Annotated in this window: 22 protein-coding genes; 12 read left to right on the forward strand and 10 right to left on the reverse strand. The window is 66.5% G+C overall.

Annotated features, from left to right (window positions below):
- Positions 1-299 precede the first annotated feature (299 nt).
- From AC1Z3W_RS21255 to AC1Z3W_RS21265, 3 genes are all read left to right on the forward strand, one after another.
- A complete protein-coding gene (locus AC1Z3W_RS21255) occupies positions 300-1,511 on the forward strand; it encodes a ribonucleotide-diphosphate reductase subunit beta (RefSeq protein ID WP_057926830.1) in 1,212 nt (403 codons plus the stop codon).
- Between the two features lie 82 nt (positions 1,512-1,593).
- Complete coding sequence (locus tag AC1Z3W_RS21260; protein ID WP_080599407.1) at positions 1,594-1,920, forward strand: hypothetical protein; 327 nt, start codon at positions 1,594-1,596, stop codon at positions 1,918-1,920.
- Positions 1,921-1,948: 28 nt separating this feature from the next.
- Entirely contained in the window at positions 1,949-2,614 is a 666-nt protein-coding gene (locus AC1Z3W_RS21265) for a histone H1-like DNA-binding protein (protein WP_057926829.1), read from the forward strand.
- A gap of 222 nt (positions 2,615-2,836) precedes the next feature.
- Here the strand turns inward: AC1Z3W_RS21265 and AC1Z3W_RS21270 are convergent, their stop codons facing one another.
- The 10 genes from AC1Z3W_RS21270 to AC1Z3W_RS21315 form a co-directional block, all read right to left on the reverse strand.
- A complete protein-coding gene (locus tag AC1Z3W_RS21270) occupies positions 2,837-3,310 on the reverse strand; it encodes an outer membrane lipoprotein (protein ID WP_057926828.1) in 474 nt (157 codons plus the stop codon).
- Between the two features lie 19 nt (positions 3,311-3,329).
- Positions 3,330-4,268 (reverse strand): carbohydrate kinase family protein, encoded by a 939-nt coding sequence (locus AC1Z3W_RS21275; RefSeq protein WP_057926827.1) that lies wholly within the window; start codon positions 4,266-4,268, stop codon positions 3,330-3,332.
- A gap of 92 nt (positions 4,269-4,360) precedes the next feature.
- Positions 4,361-4,864 (reverse strand): thiol peroxidase, encoded by a 504-nt coding sequence (gene tpx / locus AC1Z3W_RS21280; protein ID WP_057926826.1) that lies wholly within the window; start codon positions 4,862-4,864, stop codon positions 4,361-4,363.
- Between the two features lie 72 nt (positions 4,865-4,936).
- The gene (locus tag AC1Z3W_RS21285) at positions 4,937-6,274 is read right to left on the reverse strand and encodes a DUF3426 domain-containing protein (protein ID WP_483508394.1); all 1,338 of its coding nucleotides are present in this window, start codon (positions 6,272-6,274) and stop codon (positions 4,937-4,939) included.
- A gap of 45 nt (positions 6,275-6,319) precedes the next feature.
- Positions 6,320-7,222, reverse strand: coding sequence for a 50S ribosomal protein L11 methyltransferase (gene prmA, locus AC1Z3W_RS21290; protein ID WP_057926824.1), 903 nt, complete (start codon positions 7,220-7,222; stop codon positions 6,320-6,322).
- 2 nt (positions 7,223-7,224) lie between these two features.
- Positions 7,225-8,592, reverse strand: a complete 1,368-nt coding sequence (gene accC, locus AC1Z3W_RS21295) for an acetyl-CoA carboxylase biotin carboxylase subunit (RefSeq protein WP_057926823.1) — start codon at positions 8,590-8,592, stop codon at positions 7,225-7,227.
- 85 nt (positions 8,593-8,677) lie between these two features.
- A complete protein-coding gene (gene accB, locus AC1Z3W_RS21300) occupies positions 8,678-9,145 on the reverse strand; it encodes an acetyl-CoA carboxylase biotin carboxyl carrier protein (protein WP_057926822.1) in 468 nt (155 codons plus the stop codon).
- Between the two features lie 64 nt (positions 9,146-9,209).
- Positions 9,210-9,662: a type II 3-dehydroquinate dehydratase gene (aroQ, locus tag AC1Z3W_RS21305; protein ID WP_057926821.1), complete on the reverse strand. Its 453-nt coding sequence runs from the start codon at positions 9,660-9,662 to the stop codon at positions 9,210-9,212.
- Positions 9,663-9,856: 194 nt separating this feature from the next.
- Positions 9,857-10,411, reverse strand: coding sequence for a TlpA family protein disulfide reductase (locus tag AC1Z3W_RS21310; RefSeq protein WP_057926820.1), 555 nt, complete (start codon positions 10,409-10,411; stop codon positions 9,857-9,859).
- A gap of 7 nt (positions 10,412-10,418) precedes the next feature.
- Positions 10,419-11,063, reverse strand: coding sequence for a hypothetical protein (locus AC1Z3W_RS21315; protein ID WP_057926878.1), 645 nt, complete (start codon positions 11,061-11,063; stop codon positions 10,419-10,421).
- Positions 11,064-11,296: 233 nt separating this feature from the next.
- Here AC1Z3W_RS21315 and mpl point away from each other — a divergent pair, with 233 nt between their 5' ends.
- The 9 genes from mpl to AC1Z3W_RS21360 all read left to right on the forward strand — a co-directional run bounded on the left by mpl (position 11,297) and on the right by AC1Z3W_RS21360 (position 21,820).
- A complete protein-coding gene (gene mpl, locus AC1Z3W_RS21320; RefSeq protein WP_175826758.1) occupies positions 11,297-12,682 on the forward strand; it encodes a UDP-N-acetylmuramate:L-alanyl-gamma-D-glutamyl-meso-diaminopimelate ligase in 1,386 nt (461 codons plus the stop codon).
- Complete coding sequence (locus AC1Z3W_RS21325) at positions 12,679-13,248, forward strand: YqiA/YcfP family alpha/beta fold hydrolase (protein WP_057926818.1); 570 nt, start codon at positions 12,679-12,681, stop codon at positions 13,246-13,248. The genes mpl and AC1Z3W_RS21325 overlap by 4 nt, the downstream gene beginning before the upstream one ends.
- 81 nt (positions 13,249-13,329) lie before the next feature.
- Positions 13,330-15,420: a ribonuclease catalytic domain-containing protein gene (locus AC1Z3W_RS21330; protein WP_057926817.1), complete on the forward strand. Its 2,091-nt coding sequence runs from the start codon at positions 13,330-13,332 to the stop codon at positions 15,418-15,420.
- A complete protein-coding gene (gene aroE, locus AC1Z3W_RS21335) occupies positions 15,417-16,283 on the forward strand; it encodes a shikimate dehydrogenase (RefSeq protein ID WP_124834555.1) in 867 nt (288 codons plus the stop codon). The genes AC1Z3W_RS21330 and aroE overlap by 4 nt, the downstream gene beginning before the upstream one ends.
- A gap of 14 nt (positions 16,284-16,297) precedes the next feature.
- Positions 16,298-17,035, forward strand: coding sequence for a monofunctional biosynthetic peptidoglycan transglycosylase (gene mtgA, locus AC1Z3W_RS21340; protein WP_124834556.1), 738 nt, complete (start codon positions 16,298-16,300; stop codon positions 17,033-17,035).
- 427 nt (positions 17,036-17,462) lie between these two features.
- On the forward strand, positions 17,463-19,073 hold the full coding sequence (locus AC1Z3W_RS21345; RefSeq protein WP_124834557.1) for a S10 family peptidase: 1,611 nt from the start codon (positions 17,463-17,465) through the stop codon (positions 19,071-19,073).
- A gap of 84 nt (positions 19,074-19,157) precedes the next feature.
- Complete coding sequence (locus tag AC1Z3W_RS21350; protein WP_057926813.1) at positions 19,158-19,562, forward strand: EF-hand domain-containing protein; 405 nt, start codon at positions 19,158-19,160, stop codon at positions 19,560-19,562.
- A gap of 336 nt (positions 19,563-19,898) precedes the next feature.
- The gene (locus tag AC1Z3W_RS21355; RefSeq protein WP_124834559.1) at positions 19,899-20,798 is read left to right on the forward strand and encodes an IclR family transcriptional regulator; all 900 of its coding nucleotides are present in this window, start codon (positions 19,899-19,901) and stop codon (positions 20,796-20,798) included.
- The gene (locus tag AC1Z3W_RS21360; RefSeq protein ID WP_483508395.1) at positions 20,795-21,820 is read left to right on the forward strand and encodes a 2-dehydro-3-deoxygalactonokinase; all 1,026 of its coding nucleotides are present in this window, start codon (positions 20,795-20,797) and stop codon (positions 21,818-21,820) included. Before AC1Z3W_RS21355 ends, AC1Z3W_RS21360 begins: the two co-directional genes overlap by 4 nt.
- The last annotated feature ends 8 nt before the right edge of the window (positions 21,821-21,828 follow it).

Raw genomic sequence — 21,828 nt, forward strand, 5'->3', positions numbered from 1 at the left:
TGCGCCGCTCTCTACTAAAAAAATGATAAGGAATCTGTAACGCGCCACTTGCGTTGCAGGCAGTGACAAGCGATCGAAACATCCCCGACGACGTCGCGTTTCGATCAGCGTTCGATGCGTCGAGCGCACCTCGCGATACATGTGCGACACGCGTCGCGCGCCGCATGAACGACGATGCGTTGCTCAAAGTGTTGTATCGAGGTCGCAACGCGAATCGAAAAAAGGATTTTTCGTGAGCGAGCCCTTTTATCGCTCAGGAAAAGATGGTACAAACCGTTCTAAATTGATGGTGAGAATTTATGCTCAACTGGGATGACGAGAAGACTGCCGTAACCCCCGCGAGCGGAGCGCAGCAAAACGCGATGCGCACCTCCGCAGGGATGGCTGTCGGAATGCAGGCGGCAGCGCCTGCCGCCCATCAGGTCCGCGACATTTTCGAAGGCGATCTTGCGGTGCCGCCGCAAGCATCGGCTGTTCCCGCTGGCGGTTCGGAAACGCGGGTCAATGTCGCCGACAAGCGCATCATCAACGGCCAGACTGACGTCAATCAGCTGGTGCCGTTCAAGTACAAGTGGGCGTGGGAAAAGTATCTGGCGGGTTGCGCGAACCACTGGATGCCGCAGGAAATCAACATGTCCCGCGACATCGCACTGTGGAAGGACCCGAACGGTCTGACCGAGGACGAGCGCCGCATCGTCAAGCGCAACCTCGGTTTCTTCGTGACGGCCGATTCGCTCGCCGCGAACAACATCGTGCTCGGCACGTACCGCCACATCACGGCGCCCGAGTGCCGGCAGTTCCTGCTGCGCCAGGCGTTCGAAGAGGCGATCCACACGCACGCGTATCAATACATTGTCGAATCGCTCGGTCTCGACGAAGGCGAGATCTTCAACGCGTACCACGAGGTCACGTCGATCCGCGCGAAGGACGAATTCCTGATCCCGTTCATCCACACGCTGACCGACCCGGCCTTCAAGACCGGTACGCTCGAAGCGGATCAGAAGCTGCTGAAGTCGCTGATCGTGTTCGCCTGCATCATGGAAGGCCTGTTCTTCTATGTCGGCTTCACGCAGATTCTCGCGCTCGGCCGCCAGAACAAGATGACGGGTGCTGCAGAGCAATATCAGTACATCCTGCGCGACGAATCGATGCACTGCAATTTCGGCATCGACCTGATCAACCAGATCAAGCTCGAGAACCCGCATCTCTGGACCGCGGAATTCCGCGCCGAGATCCGCGAGCTGTTCAAGCAGGCTGTCGAACTCGAATACCGCTACGCCGAGGACACGATGCCGCGCGGCGTGCTGGGTCTGAACGCGTCGATGTTCAAGAGCTATCTGCGCTTCATCAGCAACCGCCGTTGCCAGCAGATCGGCCTCGACCCGCTGTTCCCGAACGAGGAAAACCCGTTCCCGTGGATGAGCGAGATGATCGACCTGAAGAAGGAGCGCAACTTCTTCGAGACGCGAGTGATCGAGTATCAGACGGGCGGCGCGCTGTCCTGGGAATAACCCGCAGCAGCGAACCCGTCACATGATGGAGCAGCCGGCGGCCTCTCGGCCCCGGCCCAAGGTTTAGGAGCAAGAACGCCTGATGCAAAGCATGCCCGGTGCCTTAACGGCCCAACGACATGATCGGCACTTTGCGAACCCTTCAGTGGGATGGGCAAACTTCCCTCCGGAAAAAGCGGACGGCCGTGTGGCGGTCCGCTTGATCAAGCGATTAGGGGTAGCGGTGCGAGGTGCGCCGGCTACCGACTTGATTTGGCGCGCGAGGCCATGGGGTCACGCGCGCCATACCGTATTCATTAGCGTAAGCGCGTGGTATCCGCGTACGCCGATGAATAGCCCGCTTCGAAGCGCACGTCCTGAACAGCGTCCGCGGGAAGCGGGTTTTGACGAAGGGTGTAGTTTGAACTGACTCTCATCTGAACCTGAAGGAGAACAACATGGCTACTGCCAAGAAAAAACCGGCTGCTAAGAAGGTCGCTGCCAAGAAGACCGTAGCGAAGAAGGCTGCAGCCCCGGCGAAGAAAGCCGCTGCAGTGAAGAAAGTTGCTGCGAAGAAGGTCGCGGTGAAGAAGGTTGCCGCGAAGAAGGCAGCACCGGCGAAGAAGGCCGCAGCGAAGAAGGTCGCGGCAAAGAAGGTCGCAACGAAGAAGGTTGCAGCCAAGAAGGTCGCTGCGAAGAAAGTCGCGGTGAAGAAGGTTGCCGCGAAGAAGGCAGCACCGGCGAAGAAGGCCGCAGCGAAGAAGGTTGCCGCCAAGAAGGTCGCGGTGAAGAAGGTTGCTGCGAAGAAGGCAGCACCGGCGAAGAAGGCTGCTGCGAAGAAGGCCGCGCCGGCGAAGAAGGCTGCTGCCAAGAAGGCTGCGCCTGCGAAGAAGGCCGCTGCGAAGAAGGCTGCGCCCGCCAAGAAGGCTGCCCCTGCGAAGAAGGCTGCTGCACCGAAGGCTGCTGCACCGGCGAAGAAGGCAGCTGCTCCGAAGAAGGCCGTCGTGAAGAAGGCTGCACCGGCAACCACCGCGTCGACCGCATCGGTCGCGCCGGCATCGGGCGTGAAGACCGCGCTCAACCCGGCAGCGGCATGGCCGTTCCCGACCGGCAGCCGTCCGTAATCGCGGCTGACCAGTACTACCCGGACACTCACGCGGTGTCCGCGGGTTGAGTAGCGCTACTCAATCGATCCCGCTATCTGGCTCAGGTGGCGGGATTTTTTTCGTCCGTATTCATCGCAGCGCCCACCGTCGGCCGGCAACGAATTGCGGACGAAAAAAAACGCATGTGCAGCTTCGCACATGCGTTCGACCGCGGCTTGCGCCGCATGCTGAGGATGCTCGTTAGTGCGTGACGCGCGTGACGCCGCCGCTCGACAGCAGTCGCACACGTTCGCCGGCGCGGAACATTTCGCCGCTTGCCGCCTGCGTGATCGAGCGCAGGTCGCCGTTGTCGAGGCGCACGGTGATTTCGACACCGTTCGCCGTGCTGAGATTTTCGCCGACCGCGTTGCCTGCGACCGCGCCGACGAGACCGCCCGCGATGGCCGTCAGGATCGACCCCTTGCCGCCGCCGATCGCGCTGCCCGCGACTGCGCCGAGCGCACCGCCGCCGAGCGTGCCGATGGCGCTGCCGCCGCCGTCGGACTGGATGCGCACCGCGCGGACGCTTTCGACCGTGCCCATGCGGACGGTCTGTTCGCGCTGCGCCTGGCCGACGCTATAGACATCCGCCGAGCCCGGCGCCGTGAAGCAGCCGGCGAGCGTCAGCGTGGCCGTCAGCATCGCCGCGAACGTGAGGGTTTTCTTGGTCAACATCTTTGCTCTCCCGCAATATTCATTTGAGACTGTAACCGAAGGCAGCCTCGAAGCGCACGTCGATTTCGGCGCGCGTCAATGCGTAGGTCTGGGGCCCCTGGTGGGCGATCTTGATCGAGCCCATCAGGCTCGCGAGGCGGCCCGTGGTTGCCCAGTCGAGACCGTTCTCGATGCCGTACAGCAGGCCGCCCCGGAAGGCGTCGCCGCAACCGGTCGGATCGACGACACGCTCTGCTTGCACGACCGGAATATGTTCTTCGCCGTTTTTGTGAAGAATGGTGGAGCCGTGCTCGCCGCGCGTGATGATCAACGCCTGAACCCGGCTGGCGATTTCCTGTTCGGACCAGCCCGTCTTGTCGCTGACGAGCTTGCCCTCGTAGTCGTTGACCGCGACGAAGGTCGCGAGTTCAATGATGCGGCGCAGCGTCGCACCGTCGAACAGCGGCAGGCCCTGGCCCGGATCGAAGATGAACGGGATGCCGGCCTTCGCGAATTGCTCGGCATGCTGGACCATCCCGTCGAAGCCGTCCGGCGCGACGATGCCGAGCTTCACGCCCGGCACTTCGTCCGCACGGTTCAGGTGCGACTCCATCATCGCGCCTGGGTGGAATGCGGTGATCTGGTTGTTCTCGAGATCGGTCGTGATCATCGCCTGCGCGGTGTGCGTTTCGGGCACCACGCGCACATTGGCTTTCGACAGGCCGAGGCTGTCGAGACGCTCGAGATAGCGGTCGGCGTCGTTCGCGCCGACCGTCGCCATGATGCGCGCGTCGCCGCCGAGCATGTGCAGCGCGTAAGCGATGTTCCCCGCGCAACCGCCGAATTCGCGACGCATCGTCGGCACGAGGAAGCTCACGTTCAGAAGGTGAACCTGGTCGGGCAGGATGTGCTCGCGAAACCGGCCTTCGAAGGTCATGATGTTGTCGTAGGCGAGCGAGCCGCAAATCAGCGTAGTCAAGGCGTGCGTTCCTGTAGAGAGCAAAAGGAGGCGGCCGCCCGGCCGGTGCGCAGACCGTCGGGCCTCGCGCGGCAGGGCCGGGCGGCTGCGGATTACTTCAGTGCGGCGAGCGCTGCGTCGTAGTTCGGCTCGTCCTTGATCTCGCCGACGAGTTGCGCGTGGATCACCTTGTCCTGCGCGTCGAGCACGACGACCGCGCGGGCCGTCAGGCCGTCCAGCGGGCCGCTCGTCACGTCGACGCCGTACGCGTTCGCGAATGCGCGGCCGCCGCGGAACGTCGAAGCCGTCACGACGTTCGCGAGGCCTTCGGTCGTGCAGAAGCGCGTGGCGGCGAACGGCAGGTCGCCGGACACGACGACCACGACCGTGTTGTCGAGCGACGACGCGGCTTCGTTGAACTTGCGGGTCGACGTCGCGCAGGTCGGCGTGTCGAGGCTCGGGACGATGTTCAGCACCTTGCGCTTGCCGGCGAAGCTGGCGAGCGACAGATCGGCGAGATCCTTGCCGACCAGCTTGAAGTCGGGGGCTTGCGAGCCGACGGCCGGGAACGTGCCGGCGAGATCGATCGGGTTGCCACCCAGCGTAACTTTGCTCATGTTCGTGCTCCGAAATAGCGCGCCGCTGCGGCGCGCGGGTTGAGACGGCGCGCATGCGCGCGCCGCGGGGCGTCACGGATAGAAGATCTGGACGCGGAAATTCGAGGCGGGCGTGCCGTTCGTGTCGAGACGCACGATCATCGTTTGTGTCGTGCCGCGCGGCAGCCCGGCGTCGATCGGCGTGCCCGGGCGCACGTAGTCGCGCGGCGCGAGCACGCGGCGCACGGTCACGTGATTCGTGTCGTCGAGCAGCGTCAGCTCGAGCGACGGGTAGGCGAGCGCGACGCGATAACGGTTCGTCAGCGGCACCTTCAGCTCCAGCACGCGCGGGCCGTCGAGCTGGCGCAGGTCGGCCGCGTCGAGCCGCAGGCCGTCGATCGCGCGCGGCGGCGTGACCGTGCAGCCGAGCGGCGCGCACGCTTGCCGGAACCAGACCTGCGTGACGGGCCAGTAGATCATCACGGGTTCGCGCTGCCACCACGCAAGCTGCGCGACGAGCAGCACCGCGAGCGCGGCGGCGACGAGGCCGCCGAAAAAGCCGCCGAGCATCCCGTGCCGCTGTGGCGCACGCGACTCGCGCGTCACGGCGAAGTGCGTGCGGTCGTCGTCGGTCAGTGCGGCGGGGAAGGTGGCGGCCGGTTGGACGTCCGGTTCGCTGGCGGCCGCGGTCGGTGCGGGCGCGTGCTCGCCGGAGTTGCTGCCGGGTCCACGTTCGGATTCGGCTGCGGCTTGCGCCGGCCTGAATGCAAAGCGCGGTTCACGCGGCGCGTGTTCATCGTCGGGCACCGCGAAGCGCGCGTTGCCAACCGGTTCGACGGGCTCCGCTGCGGCTTGTTCGGCCGACGGCGTGTGCGCGACGAAGCGCGGTTCGCGCAGGTCGGGCTCGACAGTCGGCGCGGCCAGCGACGTGTCCGATGCGTCGGTTTCGTGCGGCGTTCCGTCCGGTTCGGCCGGTGGCGCAACCGCGGCGTGCAGCTCGGCAGGGACGGAGGCGATCGGTGCGGGCGTGCCGGACAGATGAATGACACCGGCTTCAGTGGCCGGCAGCGCGAGCGGCACCAGCGGCTCGGCGCGTACGGTCTGCCCGGTGTGCTGCAGCGCCGGGTCGACGCCGGCATCGAGCCACGGCGCCCACATGTCCCAGCCTTCCGGCTTGTAGTCCGTGTCGGATGCCGACCCGACCGGTGCGTCGGCGAAGAGCCGCGCGGGCGTGGCGTCGTGTTGCGGGGTGGCGGCGGCCGGCTCGGCCGGCGCCGCTTCGGTCAGCGCCGGCTCGGGCACGAGCGACTGCGACGCGTTGAAGACCTGCTGGCAGTGTCCGCAGCGCACGAGCCCGTCATGCAGCGAGAGCTGTTCCTGCTGCAGCCGGAAGACGGTTTCGCAATGAGGGCAGCGCGTCGCAAGAAGCATGTCGAGCCGGGCGGCCTGCTGGCCAGAGTGAAGGACAGCGCTATTCTAATGGCTTTCCCGCCGGGTTCCGGCGAGGCATACCCAACCTTCGTGTTCGCGCCAGACCGAGATGTCGACGTAGCGCGCATAGACGGCCGCGACTTCGTCCGCCTGGCGCGCGAGCACGCCCGACAGCGCGATGTGCCCGCCCGGTTTCACCTTCGATGCGAGCATCGACGCCATCAGCTTCAGTGGGTTCGACAGGATGTTCGCGACGACGATGTCGAATTCGCCGGCCGGACACGCGTCGGGCAGCCCGTACGTGACTGCCGCGTGGTTACGTTCGCTGTTCTGCCGCGCCGATTCCACCGCCTGCGGGTCGATATCGATGCCGACTACGGGGTTCGCCCCGCATTTCTGCGCGAGGATCGCGAGAATGCCCGAGCCGCAGCCGTAGTCGAGCACCGACTGGCCGGGCTTCACCGACTGTTCGAGCCATTCCATGCACAGGCGCGTGGTCGGGTGGCTGCCGGTGCCGAAGGCGAGGCCGGGGTCGAGTTCGAGGATCAGTGCATCGGGGTCGGGCGCGTCGTGCCACGACGGCACGACCCAGATCCGCTCGCCGATCGGAATCGGCTCGAATTGCGACTGCGTGAGCCGCACCCAGTCCTGTTCCTCGACTTCGCGCACGTCGAACTTCGGTGTCTCGGCGACGCCGATTTCGTTCGCGGCCGCCGCGAGCAGCACGGCCGGCTCGTGATCGGGCGACAGCAGCGCGATCACGCGCGAGTGCTGCCACGCGGTGCGCTCCGGAACCAGGCCGGGCTCGCCGAAGAGCGGCTGTTCATCGGGCGTGTCGGCGTCGGCGTCCTCGACAGACACCGACAGCGCGCCGAGTTCGAGCAGTGCGTCGGACAGCGCCTCCGCATGCTCACGGGCCAGTTCGACGACGAGTTCGCGGTAGCTCATGCTTACGCTTCTTCCGGTGCGACCTGCTGCTTCTGGGCGAGCCGGTTTTCGAGATAGTGGATGCTGGTGCCGCCTTCGACGAACTTCGAGTCGATCATCAGCTCGCGGTGCAGCGGGATGTTGGTCTGGATGCCTTCGACGACCATTTCCGACAGCGCGATGCGCATCCGGCGGATCGCCTGGTCGCGCGTCGCGCCGTAGGTGATCAGCTTGCCGATCATCGAATCATAGTTCGGCGGCACGAAATAGCCATTGTAGGCGTGCGAGTCGACGCGCACGCCAGGGCCGCCCGGCGTATGCCACGACGTGATCCGGCCCGGCGACGGCGTGAACTTGAACGGATCTTCCGCGTTGATCCGGCATTCGATCGCATGTCCGCGGAACTGGATGTCGCGCTGGCGCAGCGCGAGCTTCTCGCCGGCCGCGATGCGGATCTGTTCCTGCACGATGTCGACGCCCGTGATCATCTCCGACACCGGGTGCTCGACCTGCACGCGCGTGTTCATCTCGATGAAGTAGAACTCGTTGTTCTCGTACAGGAATTCGAACGTGCCCGCGCCGAGGTAGCCCATCTTCTTGCACGCGTCCGCGCAGCGGTCGCCGATGCGCTCGATCAGGCGACGCGGAATGCCGGGCGCCGGCGCTTCCTCGATCACCTTCTGGTGACGGCGCTGCATCGAGCAGTCGCGCTCGCCGAGCCAGATCGCGTTCTTGTGCGCGTCCGACAGCACCTGGATTTCGATGTGGCGCGGGTTCTCGAGGAACTTCTCCATGTACACCTGCGGGTTGCCGAACGCACGGCCGGCTTCCTCGCGGGTCATGTTGACCGCGTTGACGAGCGCGGCCTCGGTGTGCACGACGCGCATCCCGCGCCCGCCGCCGCCGCCCGCTGCCTTGATGATGACCGGATAGCCGATCGCGCGCGCAATCTTCACGATCTCCTTCGGATCTTCCGGCAACGCGCCTTCCGAACCCGGCACGCACGGCACGCCGGTCTTGATCATGGTCTGCTTCGCGGTGACCTTGTCGCCCATCAGGCGGATCGTTTCCGGACGCGGGCCGATGAACGTGAAGCCCGACTGCTCGACGCGTTCCGCGAAGTCGGCGTTCTCCGACAGGAAGCCGTAGCCGGGGTGGATCGCCTCGGCATCGGTGACTTCCGCGGCGCTGATCAGCGCCGGCATGTTCAGGTAGCTCAGGTTCGACGGGGCCGGGCCGATACAGACGGCTTCGTCCGCGAGGCGCACGTACTTGGCTTCCTTGTCGGCTTCCGAGTAGACGACCACCGTCTTGACGCCGAGCTCGCGGCACGCACGCTGGATGCGCAGCGCGATTTCACCGCGGTTGGCAATGAGGATTTTTTCAAACATAGCGAGTATTCGTCTCTTCGAGGGGCGCGCGAACGGCGCCTGGCGAGCATCGGCGGCGCGCGGCCGGCTGGGCCGCGCAGCGGGCTTAGCCGATCACGAAAAGCGGCTGGCCGTATTCGACGGCCTGGCCGTTCTCGACGAGGATTTCCTTGATCACGCCGGCCTTGTCCGACTCGATCTCATTGAGCAGCTTCATCGCTTCGATGATGCAGATGGTCTGGCCTTCCTTGACCGTGTCACCGACCTGGGTGAACGGGTCCGCGCCCGGCGACGGCGCGCGATAGAACGTGCCGACCATTGGCGAGGTCACGACGTGACCTTGCGGCACGGCCGGTGCGGCAGCGCCTGCGGCGGCCGGCGCGCCGTCGGCCGGCAGCGCGACCGACGGGGCCGGTGCGCTGACCTGCGGGGCAAATCCAGCCGTCGGCTGCACGTAGACCGGCGGTGCGTTCTTGACGATGCGCACCTTACCTTCGCCTTCCGTCACTTCCAGCTCGGAGATGCCGGATTCGGAGACGAGGTCGATCAGAGTTTTCAGCTTACGAAGATCCATCGGGAATTCCCCTTTCAATACGTGAAAGCGCCGGTGGGACCGGCGCTGAATCTAGATCGCGAAATCAGCCGCGCGACGTGCCTTGCAGCTTGTCCAGCGCGTACTCGAGCGCGTACAGATAACCTTTCCAGCCGAGCCCGCAGATCACGCCTTCGGCCTGGTCGGAAAAGTAGGAGTGATGCCTGAACGCTTCGCGGCGGTGCACGTTCGACAGATGAACCTCGACGAACGGGATGCCGACGCCGGCAATCGCGTCCCGAATCGCGACGCTCGTGTGCGTATACGCGGCGGGATTGATCAGGATGAAATCGGTCTGTTCCTCCCGCGCGGCCTGGATGCGGTCGACGAGCGCACCTTCATGGTTGCTCTGGAACGACGACAGTTCGGCGCCGGCTTCCTGCGCCCGTGCGGCAAGCGCCTGATCGATCTGCGCGAGCGTAACGCGGCCGTACACCTCCGGTTCCCGGGTGCCGAGAAGGTTCAGGTTGGGGCCGTGCAGCACCAGCAATCGTGTCATGGTCGCTTCTATTTCTGCGGAATTGCGCGAACTTTAGCGCTATTTAGAGAAATTTGTCTAGTTTTGCCGAACGGCTGGGCGCGCGGGACCTGCAAGAATTACCGGCGCACTGGCAAAGTATCGGCGAATTCACGTGAATTTGCGGCGATCGACGCACAAATCGCCGCCAACGTGCGGGCGGCCGTTCAGGACGATCACAACGCGTCGAGGGTCTTTTTCAGGTCGGCCGGTTGGATTTGTCCTAATTTTGTCTCGCGAATCTTGCCGGTTTCGTCGATGACGACCGTAAACGGCAGCGCGCCGGCCGTATTTCCGAAATTACGGGCCAGATCGGCGCCCGCATAACCGCTGATGAAAACCGGATAGTCGACCTTCACCTTCTGAAGAAAGTTCTTCACGTTCTGGTCGGAATCGACGCCGATTCCGATGAAGCGGATGCCTTTCTGCTTGTATTGATGCGACAGCGCGACGAGTTCCGGCATCTCTTCGACACACGGGCCGCACCACGACGCCCAGAAATTGACCACGACCTTCTGGCCCTTGAAGGACGCGAGCGACGCCGGCTTGCCGTCGATGCCGGTCAGCGACGCGGCCCACAGCTGGTCGACCGGGTTGCCCTGCGCGGCGGGCGCCGCGACGGCGACGCCGTCATCGGCGCTGCCGCCGCGGAACCAATGGCCGGCGGCAATCCCGCCGGCGACGGCGGCCGCCGCGACCACCGCGAGCGCCAACATGCGTTTCATCATCATCGTTGAATCATTCCGGTTCGGAAGGAGCGTTGCCGGCTTCGAGCAGCGCGTGCAAGGCGGCGGCGTCCGCGCGCGCGACCCGGCCGCGCGCGTCGGCCTTGACCGCGCCGCGCAGGTCGTCGCTCGCGTAGAGCGCGACGTGAATGCCGATCGCGTCCACGTCGCGCCGCGGGCGCCACAGGAAGCTGAGCGTCTCGACGTCCGCGCGACCGGCGAAATGCCGCGTCTCGGACACGTCGTACTGAACGTTCTGGTTCAGCAGGTAGATCGCGACGTCCTTCGGGTTGTCGGTGAATATCTGCAAATGGATGTCCGAATGCGCGTTCGCGGTGCCGTTCAGCACCGCGCCCGTCACATAAGGATTGAACTCCGCGAGCCGGCGCATCCAGTCGAGTGCGATCTCGCGCAGGCGGCGCAGTTCGTCCGGCTGCGTGTCGCTCTGGAACAGGGCGAGGTACTCGCGCAGTTCTTCCTCGATCAGGTCGTTATCCGGCAGCCATTCGCCGGCAACGCGCGTATCGCCGAACAACTGGCGCGCGGCCTTGCGTTTCGCGCTGGCGTAATCGAGGCCGTCCTCCGCGATCAGGCGGGCGGCGGACTGGGCGATTTCCTCGCGGGCGCGCCGCGGGTCGACAAGGGGTTTGCGAGACATGATCCGGCAATCATACTCGATCGCCGTCACGCCCGAACGCCGTGTGGCTGCGTGCCGCCCGCCGCGCCGGCCGGCATCCGGATCCATCGTTCGGGCCGCCGGGCAGGGCGGACCGTCAGTTACAATGACGGTCTTTGTGTCGCGGCGAAAGTCGTTGGCCGGGCGGCCTGTCCGGCGTGCCGCAGACCATCTTTCCGAATCGACGGCGCCCGGCGGCGCGAAAGCATTCATCTATGCACATCCACATTCTTGGCATCTGCGGCACCTTCATGGGCGGTCTTGCCGTGCTCGCGCGCGAGGCGGGCCACACGGTGACGGGTTGCGACGCGGGCGTCTATCCGCCGATGAGCACGCAGCTCGAGGCGCAGGGCATCACGCTGATCGAGGGCTACGGCGCCGAGCAGATCGACCTGAAGCCCGACCTGTTCGTGATCGGCAACGTCGTCACGCGCGGCAATCCGCTGATGGAAGCGATCCTCGATCGCGGCCTGCCGTACGTGTCCGGTCCGCAATGGCTCGGCGAGCACGTGCTGGCGGGCAAGTGGGTGCTGGCGGTCGCGGGCACGCACGGCAAGACGACCACGTCGTCGATGCTCGCGTGGCTGTTGGAAGATGCCGGCCTGAACCCGGGCTTCCTGATCGGCGGCGTGCCGCTGAACTTCGGCGTGTCGGCGCGGCTGACCGATTCGAGCTTCTTCGTGATCGAGGCCGACGAATACGACACGGCGTTCTTCGACAAACGTTCGAAGTTCGTCCACTATCGGCCGCGTACCGCGGTGCTCAACAATCTCGAATTCGATCACGCCGACATCTTCCCGGATCTCGCTGCGATCGAAACGCAATTCCACCATCTCGTGCGCACCGTGCCGGGCGTCGGGCGGATCGTGACCAACGGCCGTTCGGATGCGCTGGAGCGCGTGCTCGCGCGCGGCTGCTGGAGCGAGGTCGAGCGCTTCGGCGTCGACGGCGGCTGGCAGGCGCTGCCGGCCGAGGACGGCGTGCCGGTCGACGAGCGGTTCGCGGTGTATTCGAAGGCCGAGCGCGTCGGTGAAGTCGCGTGGCAGGTGCAGGGCGACCACAACCGGATGAACGCGCTCGCGGCGATCGCCGCCGCGCGCCACGTCGGCGTGCCGCCGGCGCAGGCGGCCGAATCCCTCGCATCGTTCCGCAACGTGAAGCGGCGCATGGAAGTGCGCGGCAGCGTCGACGGCGTGACCGTCTACGACGACTTCGCGCACCATCCGACCGCGATCGAGACCACGATTGCCGGCCTTCGTGCGCGCATCGGTCGTCAAAACTCCCGCATTCTGGCCGTGCTCGAGCCGCGCTCGAACACAATGAAGCTCGGCGTGATGAAGGCGCAACTGCCGGCAAGCCTTGCCGACGCCAATCTGGTGTTCGGCTATGGCGCGCCGACCGGGCGCGACGCGCTCGGCTGGAACCTCGGCGACGCGCTCGCGCCGCTCGGCGACAAAGCTCGCGCGTTCGACGATCTCCATCTGCTGGTGAAGTCGGTCGTCGAGGCCGCGCGCCCGGGCGACCACGTGCTCGTGATGAGCAACGGCGGCTTCGGCGGCGTGCACCAGAAGCTGCTCGACGCGCTCGGGAGCCGCGCGTGATCCTGTACCTGCACGGGTTCCGGTCGTCGCCGGAGTCGCAGAAGTCGCGGCTGCTCGCCGCGCGCATGGCCGCGCTCGGCCGCACGCACGAGTGGCGCTGCCCGTCGCTGTCGGTGTCGCCGCTCGAGGCGATCGCCGTCGCGCAAGCCGAGGTGGCCGATGCGCACGACGTGACGGTGATCGGCAGCTCGCTCGGCGGCTACTACGCGACCTGGCTCGCCGAGCAGCACGGCTGGAAGGCCGTGCTGCTGAATCCGGCGATCGTGCCGCAGCGCGATCTCGAGCAGCACCTGGGCGAACAGCCGTTGTGGCATGGCGGCGGCTCGATCGTCGTCGAACGCCATCACCTGCAGGAGCTCGATGCGCTGCGCGTGCCGGCGATTTCGCGGCCCGAACGCTACTATCTGTTCGCAGCGACGGGCGACGAAGTGCTGGACTACCGCGAGATGCTCGCCCATTACCCGGGCGCGAAAACGCGCGTGATCGAAGGCAGCGATCACGGGATCAGCGAATTTGCCGACTATGTCGACGACGTTCTCGCCTTTTGCGACGACAAAACGTCATGAACCCGGCGTCATGCCGATTGAATTCCCATCATCATGCGGCGCCGCCGATGCGGTGCCCGGCAGTCTGAACGAGAGTACTGAGTGAACGTTTTCTTCGAGGAATCGGGCAGTTTCAAGGCGGGCAGCGTGCTGTCGCGCCAGGGCGACGCGTTTCAGGTCGAGTTGCCCGGCGGGCGGCGAGCGAAAGTGCGCGCAAAAGACGTGCTGATCGAATTCGAGAAGCCGGCCGCGAGCGAACTGATGCAGGAAGCCGACACGGCCGCGCAGCAGATCGACCTGGATTTCCTGTGGGAATGCGCGCCGGCCGATGAATTCGCGTACACGGCGCTGGCCGCGGAATACTTCGGCGCGACCTACGGCCCGGTCGAGCGCGCGGCGCTGGTGCTGCGGCTGCACGGCTCGCCCGTCTACTTTCGCCGCAAGGGGCGCGGCCAGTATCAGCGCGCGCCGGAAGAGCAGCTCAAGATGGCGCTCGCGTCGCTCGAGCGCAAGCGCCAGCAGGCGCTCGTCCAAGCGCAGTATGAAGAGGAACTGAAGGCCGGCAAGCTGCCGGAAGCGTTCGCGGGCAAGGTGCTCGGGCTGTTGACGCGGCCGGACAAGAACGCGATCGAATACAAGGCGATGGAAGCGGCGGCCGGCGCGCGCGGCGTGTCGCCGGCGCGGCTGATGCTCGACTGCGGCGGCATCGCGTCGCCGCGTGCGCTGCACGAGGCGCGTTTTCTCGCGGAATTCTTCCCGCACGGCACGGGCTTCCCGGCCGTCACGGTCGGCGCGCTGCCGGACGACCTGCCGCGCGCGGACGTCGAGGCGTTCTCGATCGACGACGTCACGACGACCGAAATCGACGACGCGTTCTCGGTCGAGCACCTGTCCGACGGTCGCGTGCGGATCGGCGTGCACATCGCGGCGCCCGCGCTCGGCGTCGTGCGCGGCGACGCGGTCGACACGATCGCGCGCACGCGCCTGTCGACCGTCTACATGCCGGGCGACAAGATCACGATGCTGCCGGACGACGTCGTAGACGTGTTCACGCTGAAGGAGGGCGACTACCGCCCGGCGCTGTCGCTGTACATCATCGTCAACCGCGACACGCAGGAAATCGTCGCGAACGAGACGCGCGCCGAGCTCGTGTTCGTGAAGAACAACCTGCGCCACAACCACCTCGACGAGCTCGTCAACGAAGAGACGCTCGCGGCCGGCACCGGCGACTACCCGCACAAGGACGACATCGCCGTGCTGTGGCCACTCGCGCAGGCGCTGTTCGAGAAGCGCCAGGTCGCGCGCGCGGGCTATGGCCTGAAGCGCGAAGTGCAGCGCAACACCGACTACAACTTCTACGTCGAAGGCGAGCACGTGACGATCACGCCGCGTCGCCGCGGGTCGCCGCTCGACCTGATCGTGTCGGAGCTCGCGATCCTCGCGAACTCGACGTGGGGTGCGTTCCTGCACGATCACACGGTGCCGGGCATCTACCGTTCGCAGCGCGGCTTCGGCGCGCCGGGCCCGAAGCGCACGCGGATGCAGACGTCGGCCGCGCCGCACGAAGGCCTCGGCGTCGCGCAATATGCATGGAGCACGTCGCCACTGCGCCGCTACGTCGACCTCGTGAACCAGTGGCAGCTGCTCGCATGCGTGCAGCACGGCGTCACCGCGAAGCTCGCCGCGCCGTTCAAGCCGAAGGACGCCGATCTGTATGCGGTCGTGCAGGGCTTCGACGATACCTACACGGCCTACGCCGACTACCAGCGCCGGATGGAGTACTTCTGGTGCCTGCGCTGGCTCGCGCAGGAGCAGAAGAAGCAGGTGGTCGCGAGCGTCGTGAAGGGCGATCTCGTGCGTCTCGAGGAAATTCCGCTGCTGCTGCACGTGCCGGGGCTCGGCGTGCATGCGCGCGGCACGCGCGTGCTGCTCGACGTGATGTCGCTCGACGAGCTGACGATCGAGGCATCGGTGCGGCTCTTGAACGTGCTCGACGCGCCGACCGTGACGAGCGGCGATGCGGCGGACGACGAGGAGGAGGCCGAAGGCGGCGAAGACACGCTGGTCGATGCGGAAGATGCATCGGCGGAAAGCGAGGCCGAAGCGCTGGCCGAATCGGACGGCGCGGCGGTCGGTGGCGGCGACGCCGCGACCGGCAACGGCCAGGAAAGCGAAGAGGGGCGCGCATCGTGAACGCAAACGCGTCGACGAGCGGCGCCGACCGCTACGTGGTATTCGGCAATCCGGTGGCGCACAGCAAGTCGCCGTTCATCCACGCGCAGTTCGCTGCGCAAACGGGCGAGGCGATCGTCTACGAGCACCGGCTCGCGCCGGTCGACGGCTTCGAGGCCGCCGTGCGCGCGTTCGTCGCCGAAGGTGGTCGCGGCGCGAACGTGACGGTGCCGTTCAAGCTCGACGCGCATGCGCTCGCCGACACGCTGTCGCCGCGCGCGGCGGCGGCGGGCGCGGTAAACACGCTGCGCATCGACGCCGACGGAAGCATCTACGGGGACAACACCGACGGCGTTGGCCTCGTGCGCGACATCGAACTGAATCTCGGCGTGTCGCTCGCGGGCGCGCGCATCCTGCTGCTCGGTGCGGGCGGCGCGGCGCGTGGCGTGGTGCTGCCGATGCTCGAGCGCGCACCGCTGTCGATCACGATCGTGAACCGCACCGCGAGCAAGGCCGAGGCGCTCGTCGGCCAGTTCACGCAGGCCGCGCACGATGCGGGCTGCGTGCTGTCGGGCGGCGGCCCTGACGCCGTTCGCGCGGAACCGTACGACGTGATCGTCAACGCGACGGCCGGCAGCCTCGACGCGGCGCTGCCGGAGTGCGACGCGGCCGCGTTCGGCGCGGGCACGCTTGCGTACGACATGATGTACGGCGCGCAGCCGACCGTGTTCATGCAGCATGCGGCGTCGCTCGGCGCGCGCACGGCCGACGGGCTCGGGATGCTGGTCGAGCAGGCGGCCGAATCGTTCTTCATCTGGCGCGGCGTGCGGCCGGACGGCGCACCGGTGCTGGCCGCGCTGCGCCAGGCGCTCGCGGTGGCCTGACCGGAGCGCGGCAGGTGGTGGCGGTCAGCGGCACGCAGCGCACGCGCACGGTCAGCCCGACCCGCTGGATCGTCTATGCGGGTTCGGTGTTCGCGGGCGCGTGGCTCGCGACGCAGCTGTTCTACCTCGTGCAGATCGCGCTGTGGTCGTTCGTCAATCCCGGTTCGACCGCGTTCATGCGTACCGATGCGTGGTGGCTGTCGCACGACAAGCCGCCCGCGCAGATTCAGCACCAGTGGGTGCCGTACGACCAGATCTCGCGCAACCTGAAGCGCGCGCTGATCGCGTCGGAGGATTCGACCTTCGCGACCAACAACGGCTACGACGTCGACGCGATCCTGCAGGCGTGGGAGAAGAACAAGGCGCGCGGCAAGATCGTCGCGGGCGGCTCGACGATCACGCAGCAGCTCGCGCGCAATCTGTTCCTGTCGCGCGAGAAGAGCTACATCCGCAAGGGGCAGGAGCTGATCATCACGTGGATGCTCGAGACGGTGCTCGACAAGGAGCGGATCTTCGAGATCTACCTGAATTCGGTCGAATGGGGCCGCGGCGTGTACGGTGCCGAGGCCGCCGCCCGCTATTACTACAGAATCCCCGCGAGCCGGCTCGGCGCGTGGCAGTCGGCGCGCCTTGCGGTGATGTTGCCGAAGCCGCGCTGGTTCGACGCGCACCGCGGCTCGGCCTACCAGGCGCAGCGCGCGGCCGTGATTGCCCGCCGGATGGGTGCGGCCGAGCTGCCTCAGTCGCAGTGAGCGGCGCGATCGCGCCGTCGCATCGTCCGTTCCGTCGTCGGCGCGTCATTGGTGCGCCGCAGCGCATTCGTGTCGCCCGCATTTCGGGTCGCATCCATTAGACGAAATCGTCTATTTCGCTTTACTGAGCAATGCCTGTGGGCGTGCGATTCTGTTTGACGTCATGGCACGAAATCCGCGGAATTTTAGTATTTCCCGGTAAACGCACGAGCCTCTGAAAGGCAGCTGAAAAGCGATGGTTCGCGAAACGAAGCATTCCTGAAAGGTGTGCACTGCACCGGCCGTCGCTCAAATATTTCCAAATTTTTCAAAGCCGACCCGCTCGCGTATATTGGCCAGCGCCTCGGCTTATCGGCCGCAATCGAGGCGGGGGGCGGCTTATCCGGCTGCTCGACACACAAAAACATTCGAGAGAAGGAAAGCAACGATGCCAGCGAGCAAAGCGAAGCTGTTGTTGGGGGTTGTGTTCTCTTCGCTGATTCTGACGGCCTGCAACGACGACGTGACGTCGTCCGCCGCGGCAGGCGCCGACAATTCAGCCGATCCCGCCGCTCAGGTGGACAGGCCGTACAACGATCCCAACAGCTATTCGTCGAGCGCGACCGCGTCGCTCGACGCGTCCGCCGCGGTCGAAAAGGCCGCCGTCACCCATCACCAGATCACGCTGAACGGCCAGACGATCCGTTACACGGCCACCGCTGGCCACCTCGTCGCGCGCAATCCGCAGACGGGTGCGCCCGAAGCATCGTTCTTCTACGTCGCATACACCGCCGACAACCAGCCCGCGGCGAAGCGGCCCGTCACGTTCCTGTACAACGGCGGCCCCGGTTCCGCATCGGTGTGGCTGCATCTCGGCTCGTTCGGTCCGAAGCGGATCCAGACGGGCGACCCGAACGCGAACACGTCGACGTTCCCGTTCGTCGACAACGCGGAAAGCCTGCTCGATACGACCGACCTCGTGTTCGTCGATGCGATCGGCACCGGCTTCTCGGAAGCGATCGCGCCGAACACGAACCAGACGTTCTGGGGCGTCGACCAGGACGGCGGCGCGTTCCGCGACTTCGTGATGCGCTACCTCGCCGTGAACCAGCGCAACGATTCGCCGAAATACCTGTTCGGCGAGTCGTACGGCACGCCTCGCACCGACGTGCTCACGAACCTGCTCGAGACGGCCGGCGTGAAGCTCGCCGGCATCGTGCTGCAGTCGTCGATCCTGAACTACAACGCGAACTGCGACATGGCGAGCGACTATGTCGGCAACTCGAACAACGGCGCGAGCCCGGTGAGCTGCGCGGGCTTCGTGCCGTCCTACGGCACGGTCGGCGCGTACTACCAGCTCGACAATCCGAATCCGTCGAATCTGCCGCAGTACGCGGACCAGATGCGCCTGCTGACGGCCGGCAGCTACGCGCCCGCCGTGAACGCCTATCTCGCGAGCCACACGCCGCCGCCGCCGCCGCTCGTCACGACGATGGTGAATTCGACCGGCGTGAAGCAGTCGCTGTGGAATGCCGACTTCAACGTGGTCCCGACCTTCTTCGACAACAGCTTCCAGGTGTCGCTGATCCCGGGCACGCTGATCGGCCGCTACGACGCGCGCGTGAACGTGCCGTCGTCGAGCCCGCTCGCCGCGGACGGCGACCCGTCGAGCACGTTCATCACGAAGCCGTTCACCGACACGATCGGCAGCTATCTGCCGAACGTCCTGAAGTACAGCGCGCAGTCCGCGTATTCGGTCAGCAGCGATGCGATCCGGACCTGGGACTGGTCGCACGACGGCCTCGCGATGCCCGACACGATTCCCGATCTCGCCGCGGCGCTGACGCTGAATCCGTCGCTGAAGGTGCTGTCGCTGAACGGGTATCACGACATCGCGACGCCGTTCTACCAGACCGAGCTCGACCTCGCGCGGCTCGGATCGCAACCGAACCTGACGATCAAGGACTATCAGGGTGGACACATGGTCTATCTCGACGATACGTCGCGTCCGCAGGAGAAAGCCGACCTCGTGACTTTCTACAACGCGGCCGCGCACTGATGCGATGGGCGGATCTGGCGACGCGCGCCCGTGGCGGCGCCGTTCGCCGGCCGTCGACGACCTCATTCCAGACTGGAGCCTGACATGAAGAAACGTTTCATCGTCGTTGCCGCGGCGCTCGCATGCGCCGGCGTTGCAGCATCCGCATCGGTGTCCGCGTTCGCGCAGGCGAGCGACGCCGCCACGCCGGCGCGCGCGCGCCAGGCGCAGCTCGGCGATCCGTACGTGCCGCCGGCCGCGCGCAAGCCGACCGCCGGCACGCAGACGACCGGCGCCGCGCTGCACGCGCAGGTGGTGCGCAAGCTCGCGCGGCAGTTCGGCGCGGCCGATACGCAGAACAGCGGCTCGATCACCGAAGCGCAGGCGCGCGCAGCCGGCCTCGGCTATGTCGCGAATCACTTCCGGCAGATCGACGCGAGCGGTAGCGGCCGCGTGTCGTTCGCCGACGTGCAGCGCTACATGCAGGCGCGCAGCACGAACCAGCAGTAAGCGCGGCGCGCCTGGATAACCGGGGGCGGAACCCGCGACGCGCCGGGTTCCGCCCCCGCGCGCATGGCGCGGCCGTTTGGCGCCTTCCGCTCGCTTTCTCATTATCTGGGCAACGCATTCAAATATTGGAGACGAGTGCGTGCGCTCCTACAATCCGAAGCACATCGACAGCTTCGGACCCACGCATCGCGCGGCGCCCGACGCACACGGAGACACATTCCATGAAGTTCGCCGGGCGCTTTCCTCGGTGCATCGACTGCCGCATTGCCGCGACGCCCGACCTCGTTCCGGCCTCGCGACCGCGGCTTCACCGATTCCGTTGAAGAAGCCTGTTCCATGACCAAGATGCCCGATTCCCTTGCTCTCGACGCCCGGCGCGCGACGCCGGACGATGCGCCGCTGACCGACAGCATCGGCGCGACCAGCACGCCGCTCGACCTCGCCGCGCAGCAGGCCGGCACGCAGACGCTGTTGCGCGGCCTCGCGATCCTCGAAGCGATCGCGAACGGCGCACGCGACATGCGTGCGATCGGTGCCGCGCTCGGCACGACGCGCAGCACGACGCACCGTCTCGTCAGCAGCCTCGTGCAGGCGCGCTACCTGCGCCAGGTGCAGGGCGGCTACCTGCTCGGCCCGAAGCTGATCGAGCTCGGCACGATCGCGCTCGAGCAGATGCCGCTCACCGCGGTTGCGCGGCCGCACCTCGAAGCGCTCGCGGAAGCGACGCTCGACACGATTCACCTCGGCGTGCGCGACGGCGACGACGTGCTGTACATCGACAAGATTCCCGGCACGCGCGGCCTCGAGATGCGTTCGCGCGTCGGCCACCGGATGCCGCTCGCGTCGACCGGTATCGGCAAGGCGATGATGCTGGACCTCGATCCGGACCGGTGGCACTCGCTGTTCGAGGCCGCGCGGCGCGCGCTGGCCGGCGTCAATTTCAAGCCGGACAACCGGCCCGAGACGAGCGGGTTCCTGCAGCGCATGGCGCATTACGCGGCCGGCGGCTACACGTTCGACCTCGAGGAAAACGAGGCGTCGATCCGCTGCGTGGCTGCACCGATCCGCGACGCGTCGGGCGCGATCGTCGCGGCCGTGTCGGTCGCGAGCACCATTCCGTACATGCCGCATGACCGGATGGACGAACTGATTCCGCTCGTGCAGCGCGAAGCGCGAGCCATTTCCGCGGAACTGGGCTGGAGCCCGCCGCAGGGTACCCGCAGGATCAAACGATGACCAATTCGACCCGGACCGCTCCGGACGCCAGTTCCGCCGCACCGTCGCTGATCGCGCTCGACTGGGGCACGACGTCGCTGCGCGCGTATCTGTTCGACGCGCACGGCGCGCTGCTCGACACGCGCAGCCGCGCGGCGGGCGTGATGCACGTGCCGGCCGGCGGCGCGCGCGCATTCGACGTCGTGTTCGAGGAAGCGTGCGGCGACTGGCTCGACCGCGCGCCGGGCGTGCCGGTGCTGGCAGCCGGAATGGTCGGCAGCGCGCAGGGCTGGCGCGAGGCGCCGTACGTCGCGGTGCCGGCCGGCGCCGACGCGCTCGTCGCGGGCCTCGTCACGGTGACGACGGCGCGCGGCACGACGGTGTCGATCGTGCCGGGCGTGATCGCGACGGGCGAATTGCCCGATGTGATGCGCGGCGAAGAAACGCAGATATTCGGCGCACTCGCGAACGATCCCATGCTTGATGCCGATCGTTCAGGGGTACTGATCGGCTTGCCGGGCACGCATGCGAAATGGGCATGGGTGAAGGACGGGCTCATCGAGCGCTTCCAGACCTTCATGACGGGCGAGTTGTTCGCGGCGCTGCGCGACCACACGATCCTCGGCCGCACGATGCGCGCGAGCGCGACGCCCGACCGCGCGGCATTCGCGCGCGGCGTCGCGGTGGCGCGCGGCGCGCAGCGCGCGGGGCTGCTCGCGACGATCTTCAGCACGCGCACGCTGGGCCTGACCGACCGGCTCGCACCCGATGCACAGGGCGACTACCTGTCCGGCTTGCTGATTGGCCATGAGCTCAACGCGCTCGACGCGATGCTCGCGGAGCGCGGCGTTGCGCTCGCGAACCAGCCGCTGCTGCTGATCGGCGACGACGGGCTGTGCGCGCGCTATGTCGACGCGCTGCACGTGTTCGGCTGCACGCATGCGCGCGTCGTCGCGCAGGCGACCGAGCGCGGCCTGTGGCGGATCGCATCGCGCGCCGGACTCGTCCGCGCGGACGGCGAACCCGTCTGCGCCGATCAATGAACCGATTG

It is taken from the genome of Burkholderia sp. 10_S31, from assembly GCF_056930375.1.

Bases quoted from the DNA above. Each gene is read 5' to 3' on its own strand.
- AC1Z3W_RS21255 (WP_057926830.1), top strand. From the start codon at position 300: ATGCTCAACTGGGATGACGAGAAGACTGCCGTAACCCCCGCGAGCGGA.
- AC1Z3W_RS21310 (WP_057926820.1), bottom strand. From the start codon at position 10,411: ATGATGATGAAACGCATGTTGGCGCTCGCGGTGGTCGCGGCGGCCGCC.
- AC1Z3W_RS21350 (WP_057926813.1), top strand. From the start codon at position 19,158: ATGAAGAAACGTTTCATCGTCGTTGCCGCGGCGCTCGCATGCGCCGGC.
- AC1Z3W_RS21285 (WP_483508394.1), bottom strand. From the start codon at position 6,274: ATGCTTCTTGCGACGCGCTGCCCTCATTGCGAAACCGTCTTCCGGCTG.
- mpl (WP_175826758.1), top strand. From the start codon at position 11,297: ATGCACATCCACATTCTTGGCATCTGCGGCACCTTCATGGGCGGTCTT.
- AC1Z3W_RS21345 (WP_124834557.1), top strand. From the start codon at position 17,463: ATGCCAGCGAGCAAAGCGAAGCTGTTGTTGGGGGTTGTGTTCTCTTCG.
- aroQ (WP_057926821.1), bottom strand. From the start codon at position 9,662: ATGACACGATTGCTGGTGCTGCACGGCCCCAACCTGAACCTTCTCGGC.
- accB (WP_057926822.1), bottom strand. From the start codon at position 9,145: ATGGATCTTCGTAAGCTGAAAACTCTGATCGACCTCGTCTCCGAATCC.
- AC1Z3W_RS21315 (WP_057926878.1), bottom strand. From the start codon at position 11,063: ATGTCTCGCAAACCCCTTGTCGACCCGCGGCGCGCCCGCGAGGAAATC.
- AC1Z3W_RS21360 (WP_483508395.1), top strand. From the start codon at position 20,795: ATGACCAATTCGACCCGGACCGCTCCGGACGCCAGTTCCGCCGCACCG.
- AC1Z3W_RS21355 (WP_124834559.1), top strand. From the start codon at position 19,899: ATGACCAAGATGCCCGATTCCCTTGCTCTCGACGCCCGGCGCGCGACG.
- AC1Z3W_RS21260 (WP_080599407.1), top strand. From the start codon at position 1,594: ATGCAAAGCATGCCCGGTGCCTTAACGGCCCAACGACATGATCGGCAC.
- AC1Z3W_RS21270 (WP_057926828.1), bottom strand. From the start codon at position 3,310: ATGTTGACCAAGAAAACCCTCACGTTCGCGGCGATGCTGACGGCCACG.
- prmA (WP_057926824.1), bottom strand. From the start codon at position 7,222: ATGAGCTACCGCGAACTCGTCGTCGAACTGGCCCGTGAGCATGCGGAG.
- accC (WP_057926823.1), bottom strand. From the start codon at position 8,592: ATGTTTGAAAAAATCCTCATTGCCAACCGCGGTGAAATCGCGCTGCGC.
- tpx (WP_057926826.1), bottom strand. From the start codon at position 4,864: ATGAGCAAAGTTACGCTGGGTGGCAACCCGATCGATCTCGCCGGCACG.
- AC1Z3W_RS21265 (WP_057926829.1), top strand. From the start codon at position 1,949: ATGGCTACTGCCAAGAAAAAACCGGCTGCTAAGAAGGTCGCTGCCAAG.